Source organism: Sphaerospermopsis reniformis, from assembly GCF_005402885.1.
GTDB lineage: Bacteria > Cyanobacteriota > Cyanobacteriia > Cyanobacteriales > Nostocaceae > Sphaerospermopsis > Sphaerospermopsis kisseleviana.
Genome location: NZ_BJCE01000002.1, coordinates 62864 through 76821, shown reverse-complemented (window position 1 = coordinate 76821; position 13958 = coordinate 62864). Strand labels below are relative to the sequence as shown.

Below are 13958 nucleotides of genomic sequence, written 5' to 3'. Positions count from 1 at the left end.
CTATTCAATTGCTGATAGGTGAGTTGTTCGTTTTCAAACACTACTGCTATTGCATTCGGTGTTTTCTCTACCTGCTCTTCAAATAACTGATGGATACATTTATCAACAGGATATTCAACTTGAGTATTATTCCATTCTGTTAATAGTTGGTGTTTTTCTGACTCAGTTAGTAGTGGTAACTCTCCTATTCTTTGCTCTGGGTTCTTCACTATCCCTGCCAACAAAGTCTGAAAATGATTAATCATTCTCCCAATAGTATCAGGAGCAAAAATATCGGTGTTATATTCCCAATATCCAATTAATCCCTGTTGTGTCTGCCACATCGAGAGACCTAAATCAAACTTTGCACTACCTCTATCTATAATTTCTGGAGTCAGACTAATACCAGGTAACTCTAAAGTATCCAGGGAGAAGTTTTCCAGCACAAACATCACCTGAAACAGTGGATTATAGCCCAGAGAACGTTCCGGTTTTAATGCCTCTACTACTTGCTCAAATGGTATATGCTGGTGTGCATAAGCATCCCCAACCACAGAACGAACTTTTTCTAGTAACTGGGAGAAACTAGGATTACCTTGTAACTGGGTACGCAAAACCAAAGTATTGACAAAAAAGCCAATTAATGTCTCAATTTCTCGGCGATCTCGGTTAGCAAAAGGTGAACCAATACAAATATCATCCTGACCACTGTAACGATGCAGTACCACAGCAAAAGCTGTTAACAAGGTCATAAACAAAGTTACACCTGACTTTTGACTGAGGGTGATAAGTTGAGAGGTTAAATCTGCATCAATATGAAATTCTACACTAGCGCCGGCGAAAGTTTGCTCTGGGGGACGTGGATAGTCTGTTGGTAACTCCAACAAAGGAGGTGCGTCTGCTAACTGTTGTTTCCAGTATTCCAGTTGCTTGTCTTGAACTTCTTTAGTTAACCATTCCCGTTGCCAAAGAGCAAAATCAGCGTATTGTATTGTTAACTCTGTTAAAGGACTTGGTTTTCCCTGAATAAACGCTGAATAAAGTGCTTCTAATTCTTTGAAAAATATCCCCATTGACCAACCATCTATGATGATGTGGTGCATGGTGATCAGCAACAAATGGGATTCTGGTTCTTGCTGTAGTAAAGTAACTCTTATTAAGGTATCAGTCCCTAAATCAAAAGACTTGCTAACCTCTTGATTGATAATTTGTTGTACAGCAGTTTCTGTGAAATCTTGTACATCTATCACAGGAATATTGAGAGTTAAATTAGGTTTAATTACCTGAAAAGGGATACCTTCTACTGTAGGAAAGTTAGTTCTTAAAGCTTCATGACGGCGGATAATTTCGTTGATACTTTTTTCTAAAGCAGTCCAAGAAAGCTTACCAACAATTCTGAGTTGGAAACTTTCATTATAAGATGTGCTTTCTCCATCCAACTGAGACAGAAACCACATTCTTTGTTGGGCAAAAGATAAAGGTAAATCTTGATCTCTGGTAACGGGAACTAAAGACAAAGAAGTTATTTGTGTAGCTGTTTGCGCTTCTTGTAAAAAAGCAATAATTTCTGTTTTCCGTTCTTTAATTTGCTGTTTTATTTCTGCCGTCATTGCTCCTTTAGGAGCGCGAAAACGTAATTGACCATCCTCAAGCCAAACTTTGATATTTAAATTATTCAGTAATGATAAAAATTCAAATATAGCCATTTTATAAATAATCCTCTTCGTATTCTTGTGCTGATGTTTCAGTCAAATTATTTTGACTTTGAGTTACTGTTTTAATTACTGTAATTGTTTGAGATAACCCAGCAATAGTAGGTGTTTGCAAAAAACTTAAATTGGTTGGTAAAATTTATACTTACTAAGCAAATAGATAATCTCAGGTTTAGCAGTCAACTGCAAGAGCATTTTAAACATTTAAGCAGACAGTTAAGACTTTTAAGTAGAAAATCCCATTTGAATCATAAAATAATTTTAACTTTTCAGAAATAAATAATTAATTATTTTAATTGATTAATCTTAATTAGGACTTACGCCAGGAACAACTAAATATGAGGTATGGGTTTCGGGCGTTTTAACGTGATTTTTTGATTATTTTTGATTGAGCCATAGCGAATCGCTGCTGCAAGCAGTTCGCTATTGATCAGAAGTTAATCGCCAAAAGCCTGAAACAACGGATTTTCGTTCATGCACATTGCACATCATGGTGAATTTGTACAGTGCGTAAGTCCTATTAATTTATTTTCTCTACAGGGATTTACACCCACAATTTAGTCTATTTACACTCTCATTCAAAATGTTATATTATCAATTAGAATTAGAATAAGCTGTTGTGCATTTAATTTGTATAAGTGGAACAGGCATCTTGCCTGTTAAACAAGAGTTCAGAATATTAGGATTATACAATTTAGCTGTGTAACAGCTTAATTGCCGGAATAGCCAAATTTAATCATGTTTTAATATTTAGTTAAGACGTAGTTTGTTTAGTTAGTTATGCCAGAGATTCAAGATAGTAGCGTCAAAACGTGGGATTTGTATAATACTGTAAATTTATGTAAATAAATAGCCAGATCAGCCCTATCAGTATTTTAATAAAAAAATCATAGCAAGTTATATTCTCTGTACTCCTCATGTACTATTACTAATTCGAGAGAAAAAATCTGCTCAAATGTTAACTATTTACCATTTTTAACCTAAATAATTGGAGAGAAAAATTCCGTGGAAAACAAAGTAATTGAACAATGGGTTTTAACCTTTGATGGACAAGATGATTACATAGATTTTGGCAAAAATGATCCTGATCCAGTTTTGTCTGAGGGGATTTCAGGTTTTACAGTTTCAGGATGGATTAATCCCCATTCTCTTACCAAAGAAGCTACTACTTATGGAACAAGAAATGTATTTTTTGCCCGTTCTTCAGACAGATACAGTGATAATTTTGAAGTTGGTGTTAGTCCTACAGGAAATTTAGATATTTACATTGATGAAAAATTTAGCAAATTCATCAAAACTCTGGGTCATGGAGAATTAACCATTGGAGAATGGCACTTTTTCGCTATTGTTTTCAATCAAGGTGATATTACAGTATATCTTGATCATAATCAATACATAGAATATTTTACAGGTTCTACTTTAAATAAAGCCACAAGTCCGATCACTATGGGGGGAACTTTACACAATGATATATATTTTTCAGGACAATTAGCTCATATTAGTGTCTGGAATTGTGCGTGTAATCAGGAACAAATTAAAAACCTTTGTTCTGGGCTAATAGTTGGGGATGAAGAAGGATTAGTTGCTTATTGGAGATTAGATGAAGGGGAAGGAACAATTGTCAAAAATCAAACTGCAAATATCTATCAGGGGAATTTGTTTGGCAATCCTAGTTGGGATTTAACACAAATTACATTTCTGGGAGAATCACCTGCGGAGGAAGAAACCAAAACTAACCAACCAGAAGCAACTTTTAATATCCAAACAGCACCTACATTATCTCAAGAACAATTAGCAGAAGATATCAATCAAACAGACCAGAAAAAATATAAAATACTTACCATTGATGGTGGTGGTATTCGTGGCATGATTCCTGCACTTTTATTAGCAGAAATTGAAAAACGCACACAAAAACCTATATTTAGTTTGTTTGATTTAATTGCTGGTACTTCCACTGGGGGAATTTTAGCACTGGGATTAACTAAACCCCGATTAAATACAGCAACTGCTGATAAATTAACCCAGGCTGAATACACTGCTGCGGACTTATCAGAACTATTTATTGAGTATGGAGTGGAAATATTTTATGAGCCATTATTTGAAAAAATACTTGGACCTTTAGAAGATATATTTTTACAGCCCAAATATGCTTCTACCAGCAGAGTAGAAATGCTCAAACAATATTTTGGTGATAGTCTGATAGAAAATAATTTAAAAGAAGTCTTTGTCACCAGTTATGATATTGAGCAACGCATCCCCATATTGTTTACTAACAAACGGGAAAAACAACAGATAGAATCTCAAAGATCTCGCAATTTATGTGCAGGATTTTCGCTTTTAGATGCAGCATTAGCCACCAGTGCTACTCCTACTTATTTTCCTCCCCATCGCATTACCACTGATCACAATAATAATGGTTTTTATACTTTAGTAGATGGGGGAGTTTTTGCGAATAATCCAGCCCAGTTAGCTATTGCCGAAGCAAAAATGAGTAGTAAACAAGAAGCAAATAGGGTTGTGGATACAAAAGATATCTTAATGGTTTCCTTGGGTACAGGTTCACTGACAAGTGTTTATCCTTATAATGAAGTCAAAAATTGGGGACTTTTGCAATGGGGAAGACCACTTTTAAATATTATGTTTGATGGTAGTAGTGAAGTTGTGGCTGGAGAATTAGAGCGTTTGTTTGCATCTAATAATCCAGAAACTACAAGTTCTTATTATCGGTTTCAAACATTTTTAGATACAGAACTAGAAGAAATAGATAAGACAACTTTACGCAATATTCGTGAGCTAAAAATAGCCGCCCAGCAGATGATTAATCAAAATAGTCAAAAAATAGATGAATTGTGTAGTTTGTTGTTAGAGGATGTCTGAGAAGTATCAGGTTTTATCCAGATTCCCCCAAAAAATTAATCAAAGTTCCCCTTTTTAAGGGGAATAAAGGAGGATTTACAAGTGTTTTATGCAACACAAAAAAGTTTTCAGACATCCTCTGAGAGTAAACTAACTGCTTATGCAATGGGGACTAACAAACAATAGATAGTTGCTTGGTAAAATAAGCCCGATAAAGTTGGCAACGGGGTAATACGCGATCGCCATCAAAGGTAATTAATCCTAAACTTTCCAATTTATAAGCATGGATAGGATCAATAACCAGACTTTCTTTAGCGGTAACAACTTCAGTATATGTCCTAATTAAACCAGGATTAGCTAACAGTTTTACCCAATGGTTCTGCAAGTGATAGCGATAAATTCCACCATTGGCGATCGCCTCTTTGATCAAATCTGGTAAACTCATAGCCCCAGAGTGAATATAATACAAAGTAAGTTGTGTCAGTGCTGGATGACCACCAATAAGAGATATCAATTGTGCCGACTCCTTACCAGCAGTCCACCTTAGTCCATATCGTCTAGCTAATTCTTCTACGTGTTCCTGAGTAAATTCATGTAAACGGACAGGTAGTCCAATATTAAACGGAGAGTGATTAATATCTAAACAAAAATACTGTTCTGTTGAATAAGCAACTACTAACCTCAAATTTTTCCATAAATTATTTTGTCGTGATTCTTCGTACCAACAACGCAACAAAGCAAAAAATTCCTGAGCAACTTGAGGATATTCAATAAATTGTTCAGCTTCACTTAATACTAAAACTAGAGGATTATTAATTTGCTTGAGAATATAATGTTGGAAGTAAAGACTACAGATTAACTTATAACCCAAATCTTCATCCCAATGCTCATTAAGATTGGGAGCTATACCCAGTTTGATAGCAATTTGGCTACAAAAAGAACGTAAAAACTTATTTAAATCAGTGAAACAATCAGCATCTATCTGGGAAAAACTTAAATTTACAGTGCGATATCCTTGTACATCTGCAAAAGCCAAAATACGTAGTATCAAAGAAGTTTTACCCATCTGTCCAGGAGCGAGAATTCTAATCACACAACCTGGTTGAGTCACCTCTCGATATATTAATTCTTCTATCGGTGGACGCTCAATATATAGGGGAGAATCTAACGGTATTGGTCCATCAGGATATGACCATAAGGACGGAATTTCTGTTCGTAAACAGATACTCTCTGATAAACAATCTAATATTTTTGTTTCATTATCTTCCTTGAGGAAGATGTAATCTTCCTCATTAAGTTCTAAATTAAAAGTGTTAAAGCATAATTTTAAAGTTTTTTGGTCCACACCTTTATTAGCTGACCATAAGCGGCTAAGAGTTTTAGCAGAAAGCTTGGTTTGGTATGATAAATCCTCTAAAGAGAGGCGTTGTCCTTGGTTTTCTGTAATTTCCCAAGATGATATAGCATCTTGTAAGCGTTGTAGTCCTTGAGGAGATAAAAGGACACCGCGTCTCCTTTTTGCTTTATTTTCTGTTAAAACCATAATCCAAAAAATTGACTAAGTTGGTTAAAGTTAAATTTTATAAGTTTAAAGTTTTTAACAATTTATAGTAGGACTTACGCAAGATAAGACTAAAAACCGGATTTTTCCGTAGGGGTAATGCATGAATTACCCCTACGTTCATTCTGTTTTGCGTAAGTCCTGTATAATAAAAAATTACTCCATAGATATTTGTAATATGAAATTACCATATTTCGGAAATGCTTTGGAAATTATTCCCCTGGAAACAGGGAATAGGTAATAGTTGGATCTATCTGTCATCCGCAAATTTTCTGATTTCTCAGCCTCTACCCCAAGTAAATATGTCTTAGCGCAAATCATAATCGTCTTACACATCTTAGCGCATTTACTAAAATTAAAGCACATGGCAAAATGTCAGTTATGTAAGTCCTGTCTCAATCAAATCCTAATATTTCTATTTGATGATGAAAAGCGAGAAAATTATGAAAAATGCAAAACTCTCTATTCAGTAAATTCCACATCAATCATAACTGAACTATGGTAAAATACACTAATAGTCACTAGCTTTAATCTCCGTATACCTTAACTTATGTCTAATAGTCTTGATCTAGCAACCATTATCTTACCTGAAGATATCAAATTAAAACTAGAAGCTTTAGATGATGTAAAATTATTAACATCAGATTCAGAGAATTACATAGAGTTTGATGATGTACAGATAGATTTAGATAAAATTTTTGACATTCATAGTCAAGTCAAATACATAAATGTGATCTTCGAGAGAATTATTACAGAAGTATTTGGTGGACATGAAATTATTATAATTAACCCAAAATGTAAAATATATAAAAATGCTCAAAACATAGAAATTTACGTACAGGGATTACTCAATAATCAAAATATAGAATTAGTTTTTAGTAAAAATCCTATTTTAAAATATCAATTAAATGATGGATTTAGTTTTAGTAACCTAACAAATACAGTTCCGATCATCAGTAATTTAAACTTAGACAAAGCAGAGTTGATTATATCTAATGATGATCATAATTACCTTCATCAAGAACTAGGTAATATTAACTTAAGCAAAGGATTGAATTTTATTGGAGATATTGATTTACAAACCATTCCCAAAAATCTGAGTAAATTTATATACGAGTATTTAGAAATTAGTAATTTAGCAGGATTAATTAACATCAATTCCACAGGAAAAATATCTTTAACAGGTCATATTGCAGGACAAAGAAACTTATTTTCTCAACCACCATTGCAAGCAGATTTTAATAACTTACTACTCGAATTAAATATTGATCCTGATTTACAACCAAGATTTGGATTAACGGGAAATTTAACTCTTCAAGGTTATGATCCCAGTCAAGAAGATGAACCTAAACTATTTCTTGCAGGAAATCTGTCCCTCGAACCTGAATCTTTAACAGCATATTTTTGTCAGCAAGGTGAAAAAACCTGGCATAATCCCTATGGATTGAATGGAACAGAACTACGTAATCTCAGATTCCAAGGAGGAGGAACATATTTACCACCTTACTTTGATAACTTTGGTTTCATTGGTGATTTAAGATGGGAAGAAATAGACATAGAAGTAGCATTTCTGATAGATACTAATGATCCTCAAAGATTAGCATTAGTTTTAACTGTTAATCAACCCGTTAGTTTAATAGATTTGTGGCAAGGTCCAGTTACCTCTTTTATTGAAAAACAAGCAGGTTTTTCCACAGAATTAGTTAACAAAGCATTGTCCTTATTAGAAACCTTAGATAATTTGCAGATTGAATCAGTTGATGCAGATGCAGACGGAAAACGCAACCCATTGATTAAATATGTTCCCTTCCCTACAATCATTGCCGGTCAACCCATATCAGAAGGATTAGAAATTAACGGTAAAATCAACGCTTGGGGTCATGAAGCGATTTTACTTCTGGAAGGTAACATAAGTTTAAATAAAATTAGTGGTTCATTAAAAGTTTTTGAAATAGATTTAGGATTTGCCAAAATCACAGGAGCAGATGATAATAGTTTAGATTTAGCCTTAAAAGTTACACCCACAGAACAATATCTTCAGGGAGATGGTTATGTAGAATTACTTGGTAACCAAATTGCCAATGTAGAATTTAAAATTACTGCTACAAATGCGATCTTTAAAAACTTTGATTTAAATTTAGCCAATCTCATAAGTCTTGATGTTGATGATTTAATTATAGATATCAAAACTGGCTGCGGTAGTGGTTTTGGAAAAATTTCCCTCTTAGGTAATACCCTAGCAGGTATTAAGTTTGATATTAATCAAAACAGTATTAACATCAACAATCTGGAAATCAATTTACTTGGGTTTTTAAGTCTCAATATTCCCCTGTTAACAGTAAATTTAAATCAACAAATTGCCACAGGTGAAGCAGATATTACCGCCTTTAATCAAGCGTTAGGTAAGGGCAAATTATTATTTAACGTTCAAGATATTTTCATCAAAGATGTATTTTTGAATCTAGTGAATATTTTGCAATTGAATGTTCCTAAATTGAAAGTTGACTTAACCAAGAGAAAAGTTTCTGGTTTAGGGAATCTAACTATTTTAGGTAAAAAATTTACTGCATTAGGTATCATCCTGAATGAAAGAGGATTAAAAGCAAAAAATGATTTTGATTTTGGCATTTTAGCCTTCAATGGTGCTACAATTACCCTTGGTAAAGACAATCAAGGAAATATTAATAATTCAGCTAGTATTGTAGGTAATCTCAATTTTTTGGGTTCTAATATTGCCAACATTAACGCCAAAGTAAATAGTGAAAAATTAACTGCATCTGGTAGCTTTAATTTTGGGGATATTCTCATCCTCAAAGGAGTTAATAATCAGAAAAAAGCCACATTAATACTTAAAAAATCTCAGAATGGTCGTTATAATTCAGTGAGTATCATGGGCAGATTTTATTTGTTAAACCAAGAACTAACATCAGTGAAAATCAGTCAAAACAATGGTAAGATCAAGATTTTTGGAGTGTCTGTTAATGTCAAGAATTAATTAAAGGGGTTTGGAGCGTTCATAACCCTGCTATCACGCAAGCTCTCAAAAATCAAATGGGAGTTCCATATAAAATTATTTTATCATAATAGTATTAATTTTTGTAATTGATTATAAATAATCTTAACTGTCTTAACTGTCCTTGCATTCTCAGGAAAAGTCTGGGAAAAAAGAGGAGTGAATTAGTGTGAACCATTGTACACATATTTTTCTCAAATTTTATCAAACATGATGTTTCCAGTATTGTTATTGAGTAGGAGTTAAGCGTTGAAAATTTCAGCAGTGATCAATCCTCATCAACTAAAAAATCAGGGAAAATGAGGTCATTAAGCAATCAGTCTTATCGCATTGTTGCTATTCCTGGTGAAGGAATTGGTCTAGAGGTTGTAGAAGCTTCCTTAAAAGTTTTGCAGCAAGTAGCTAACCTAGAAAAATTTACCGTACAGGTAGATTATGGTTGGCTGGGTAAAACCGCCTTAGAAAAATTTGGTAGTTACTTTCCCCAAACTACGATAGAACTATGTAATGGATCTGATGGCATTGTCTTTGGTGCAGTTACCCAAGGTGGACTGCTAGAATTGCGAAAACATTATGACTTTTTTTGCAATCTACGTCCCATTACGATTGTTGATAGTTTGGTGCATAAATCTAGCTTACGTCCAGAGAAAATTAAAGGACTGGATATACTCGTCATTCGAGAATTAGTCAGTGGAATTTATTTTGGCTCTGCTGCACGTGGTTCAGATGAAAAAGGAGCTTATGGCTACCATACCATGCTCTATTACGATCATGAAATACGACGCATTGCTCGTCAAGCCTTGCAAAAAGCCCAACAACGCCGAGGAAAACTAACAGTAGCTCATAAAGAAAATGCCTTACCTAATTTGCCTTGGACTCGTTTAGTGCAAGAAGAAGCAACCGCATTTCCTGATGTTGTGGTCGAACCAATGTTAGTGGATAATTTAGCCATGCAAATGGTGATGAATCCCCAAAGATTTGATGTAATTTTAGCCAGTAATTTGTTTGGAGATATTCTTAGCGATATTGGCGGAGCATTAGTTGGTTCTCTAGGTTTATTAGGATCAGCCAGTCTCAATGCCGATGGATTTGGACTATACGAAGCAATTCACGGTACTGCACCAGATATAGCAGGTAAAGGAATTGCTAATCCTTTGGGAACTATTGGAGCTTGTGTTTTAATGCTAGAGCAGTGGGGGCAAAAAAAAGCTGCCCAGAAAATTGTAGCTGCACAAGATCGAGTTTTAGCTCAAGGATATCGGACGGCGGATTTATCTCCTCAAGGAGAAGAAATATTAGTCAATACCGAACAATTAATACAGCTTTTACTAGAAGAAATTTATAATTTACACAAGCTAGAACAAAATTGAGGAGTTGAGGTGCTGCATGAGTCCTATAAATAAAGAAGTAAATAACAAAGTTTTATATTTAGGGGATGATATTAATACAGATGATATTATTCCTGCCAATCGAGCCACAACTTATGATCCTGATATTTTAAAACAATATGCTTTAGAACATTTGATAGGAGTAGGAGAGTTATTAAAATATAATGTAATTGTCGCTGGAGAAAATTTTGGCTGTGGTTCTAGTCGAGAAATTGCCCCTGTTGCTTTGAAAGCTGCGGGAATTGAAAAAATTCAGGCAAAATCATTTGCAGAAATTTTTTATCGCAATAGTATCAATATTGGTTTAAATTTAGAAATTTTAGAGGAAACACAGGAAAATCCTGTAGTTGATGCGATCGCCCAAGTAGGTGGACTCATACCATTTAATCATCAACGTCGTCAGGGCAAAATTACCATTCCTCAAAGCGTAACTCCCCAAAGACCCATGACTTTAGTAGAAAAACTCCTTGCTAAAGCCTCTGGTAATGCTTACGTCCGTCCTGGAGAAGTGGTTTTTGCTCAAGTTGACTTAGCTTTATCCCATGATGCGGTAGCAGGACCTGTAGCCACAACATTTTATAAACACTACGGACAAGAAGCAAAATTGTGGGATGCTCAACGGGTAGTATTAGTAGCAGATCATTTTATCCAAGTTAATGACATTCGCAATGATCAAAAAGCCAATGTCATGTATCAGGAAATGGTAGACTTTGCCAAAGAGCAAGGATGTCATTTATTTGATATAGTTTCCCCCGGTGAAGCTGCTGGTATCTGTCACGTTTTACTACCAGAAAAAGGATTTGTCCGCCCAGGAATGATCATTGCTGGTACAGATTCCCATACTTGTACTTACGGAGCATTAGGAGCTTTTTCTACCGGTGTGGGGACTACAGACATGGCAAATATCTATGCTATGGGGGATATGTGGATTCGTGTTCCTCCCACATTGGTATTTGATTTATCTGGAACTCTACCCCCCCATATCAGTGCTAAGGATATTATCTTGTTTATCCTGGGACAAATCGGCTGTGCTGGTGGTACAAGCAAGGTCATGGAATTTAGAGGGTCAATACTCGAACAAATGCCTTATGATGAACGCTTGACCCTTGCTAATATGGCCATTGAGTGTGGAGCAATCTGTGGCTTAATTGTTCCCGATGACACAACCCGCGACTATGTTAGAAGTCGCTCTGATCAAGAATTTGAAGAATTTGTTGGCGATGCCGATGCTGAATATGAAAAAGTGTATAAATTTGACCTCAGTAACCTAGAGCCGCAAGTAGCCCGTCCTCCCAAACCAGATCAAGTAGTACCTATTAGCCAGATAGAAGAAACCCCCATTACCAAAGCCTTTATTGGCTCTTGTACAGGAGGTAAATTATACGACTTAGCCCAAGCAGCCGAAGTTTTACAGAATCACCGAGTCGCGGATGGTGTAAACTTGTTTATTGTTCCTGCTTCCGTAGAAATTCGGGAAAAAGCAGAAGCATTAGGATATATGGACATTTTTACCCAAGCAGGTGCAAAGATTCTCAAATCAGGTTGTGGTGCTTGTATCAATTCGGGACTTGGAGTTTTAAACAAAGAAGAAACGGGGGTTTATGCAACCAATCGTAATTTTAAAGGACGCAGTGGCGATCCTACAGGCAAAAATTATTTAGCCTCACCCAGAACTGTGGCCATTTCCGCAGTCAAAGGCAAAATTAGTCATGTCCTTGATTAATTCTTGATTGAAAAAAAATCTGATGAAAACAGGACTTACGCAAAAGGGAACGAAAGTAGGGGTAATATCCTTCGGTAAGCAAGGTACATGAATTACCCCTAGGCAAGAATAAGGTTTTCAGTCACATCTTGCGTAAGTCCTAGAAAAATCAAATTTCTGAATCCAGATTTAATAAATTAAGGGGGTAAATTTTATCTAACTTAAAATTAGAACAAGTATCAAATCTGTTTGTGTGTCTACAATAACTCCAATTTCATAAAACTCAGAAAATTGAAAACAACAATATCAAAATGTTAGGTGATTACAGTGGATGAAATTGTGAAAAAACTTGCCGGTTTAGGTCTTCCGGGTATCATTATTTTAATTTTAGCAGTCGCATCAGCAGGCAGTAATGCTGCGATCGCAGGATTACTGACATCTGTAGGGGGACCTTTTGGTATAGTTGGCGGAATAGGGTTACTGGGTTTGGTAAAAGTTATAGGTGATCTGATTGCAGATTATGGAATTGAAGCTATTATCAAAGCCGTTTATTCAGAACGTAGCAAAACCGAAACTTTGCGATCGCTACTCTACGAAATTCAAAATTTACCAATTTGCCAGGAGCTAAAACTAAAATTGCAATATCATCTAAAATCAGAAAGTAAAAAATATTTACCATCTCTAAGAACTGTAAATACATCATCTGTAAAAATAGAAAACAATCATTCTTTTAATTAAAATAAAGGATTATATCATTAGATACCAAAATCATATTTTAGCTTTCAATTCATCAGCGAATTGTTGGCTGTGATCAAATTACTGATTTTTAGTGTTTACTGACCAATTATTGAATTGACGATTTGTATAGATTGAGGTTGAATAGGAAAGAGAATGTTAAAAACTATCTGGATTTACTCTCAAGAGACACTCTAGATAATTCAATCTCATGCCACCAAGCAAATTTTAACTAACAATTAACCAACAATTAACCAACAAGATTAAGGACTGTAGGTGATAAAAATGATGGACGAAATCGTAAGAAAACTAGCTGGTCTAGGTCTTCCTGGCATAATTCTTGTAGTTATGGCAATATCATACTCAGGTAGTAATGCTGCTATTGTAGCGGCGCTCACAGCAGTAGGGGGACCCTTTGGCATCCTGGGAGGTATAGGTTTACTGGGGTTAGTAGGAGCAGTAGGAGACCTGATAGGAGATTTTGGTTTTGAAGCTATTCTCAAAGCAGTTTATTCAGAAAGGACTAAAAACGAATCTATCAGGGCGCTCGTCAAAGAAATCAATGATTTACCCATTTCCGACGAGCTAAAAACCAAATTAACAACTCACGTAGAATCAGAAGCTAATACAGCGACAGAAGCAGAAGTAGTTGAAGAACCAAGAACCGTAGAAATTGTAGATGAGGATGAAGAAGTAGCAGTAGAAGCATAATTTAATCCTGAAATTTGGTGACATTCTTAAATAAATGCCACTAAATAAAGGTGTGTTTTAAATTTCTACCTTGGTAAAAAAATCGCACCAAAATTAGAGATAATATAAAAATGGCCTCTGAGTTAGATTACACCTTATTAATACCTCAAAGGCCATTTCTCTAAAAATCAAATCTAAGGGAGCATACCAAATGTGCAAGTTTATTTTATTTGATTGAACCGTAAAGAACGCAAAGTACACAAAGGTAAGAGGGTTTCAGAGAGTTGTTGGTGTAGCGGCGTTTATTTTTCCAAAGTTGGGA

At 35.1% G+C, this 13958-nt stretch carries 8 protein-coding genes and 1 pseudogene; 7 read left to right on the top strand and 2 right to left on the bottom strand.

What is annotated here, in order from left to right; translation table 11 throughout:
• Positions 1-1685, bottom strand: a 1685-nt coding sequence (locus tag FFR48_RS00760) for a condensation domain-containing protein (protein WP_236103955.1), incomplete at its 3' end; no start/stop codon positions are given.
• 1011 nt (positions 1686-2696) lie between these two features.
• Here FFR48_RS00760 and FFR48_RS00755 point away from each other — a divergent pair.
• Complete coding sequence (locus FFR48_RS00755) at positions 2697-4568, top strand: patatin-like phospholipase family protein (protein ID WP_137666038.1); 1872 nt, start codon at positions 2697-2699, stop codon at positions 4566-4568.
• Positions 4569-4719: 151 nt separating this feature from the next.
• On the opposite strand, the gene FFR48_RS00750 is transcribed toward FFR48_RS00755, so the two are convergent.
• Positions 4720-6090, bottom strand: coding sequence for an AAA-like domain-containing protein (locus FFR48_RS00750; RefSeq protein ID WP_137666037.1), 1371 nt, complete (start codon positions 6088-6090; stop codon positions 4720-4722).
• 568 nt (positions 6091-6658) lie between these two features.
• Between FFR48_RS00750 and FFR48_RS00745 the strand changes: the two genes are divergently transcribed.
• From FFR48_RS00745 to FFR48_RS00725, 6 genes and pseudogenes are all read left to right on the top strand, one after another.
• A complete protein-coding gene (locus tag FFR48_RS00745) occupies positions 6659-9103 on the top strand; it encodes a hypothetical protein (RefSeq protein ID WP_201277549.1) in 2445 nt (814 codons plus the stop codon).
• Positions 9104-9420: 317 nt separating this feature from the next.
• The gene (locus tag FFR48_RS00740; protein ID WP_137666036.1) at positions 9421-10491 is read left to right on the top strand and encodes an isocitrate/isopropylmalate dehydrogenase family protein; all 1071 of its coding nucleotides are present in this window, start codon (positions 9421-9423) and stop codon (positions 10489-10491) included.
• Positions 10492-10672: 181 nt separating this feature from the next.
• Positions 10673-10822, top strand: a pseudogene (locus FFR48_RS29210) (3-isopropylmalate dehydratase); the annotation flags it as partial.
• Positions 10823-10954: 132 nt separating this feature from the next.
• Entirely contained in the window at positions 10955-12232 is a 1278-nt protein-coding gene (locus tag FFR48_RS00735) for a 3-isopropylmalate dehydratase large subunit (protein ID WP_236103958.1), read from the top strand.
• A 306-nt stretch (positions 12233-12538) separates the two neighbouring features.
• Positions 12539-12949: a hypothetical protein gene (locus FFR48_RS00730; RefSeq protein ID WP_236103957.1), complete on the top strand. Its 411-nt coding sequence runs from the start codon at positions 12539-12541 to the stop codon at positions 12947-12949.
• Positions 12950-13234: 285 nt separating this feature from the next.
• Positions 13235-13657 (top strand): hypothetical protein, encoded by a 423-nt coding sequence (locus FFR48_RS00725; protein WP_137666040.1) that lies wholly within the window; start codon positions 13235-13237, stop codon positions 13655-13657.
• Positions 13658-13958 lie beyond the last annotated feature (301 nt).

What these genes read in the sequence shown, in the direction of transcription:
- FFR48_RS00750 (WP_137666037.1), bottom strand. Translation starts at nt 6,090, where the DNA reads ATGGTTTTAACAGAAAATAAAGCAAAAAGGAGACGCGGTGTCCTTTTA.
- FFR48_RS00745 (WP_201277549.1), top strand. Translation starts at nt 6,659, where the DNA reads ATGTCTAATAGTCTTGATCTAGCAACCATTATCTTACCTGAAGATATC.
- FFR48_RS00740 (WP_137666036.1), top strand. Translation starts at nt 9,421, where the DNA reads ATGAGGTCATTAAGCAATCAGTCTTATCGCATTGTTGCTATTCCTGGT.
- FFR48_RS00735 (WP_236103958.1), top strand. Translation starts at nt 10,955, where the DNA reads ATGACTTTAGTAGAAAAACTCCTTGCTAAAGCCTCTGGTAATGCTTAC.
- FFR48_RS00725 (WP_137666040.1), top strand. Translation starts at nt 13,235, where the DNA reads ATGGACGAAATCGTAAGAAAACTAGCTGGTCTAGGTCTTCCTGGCATA.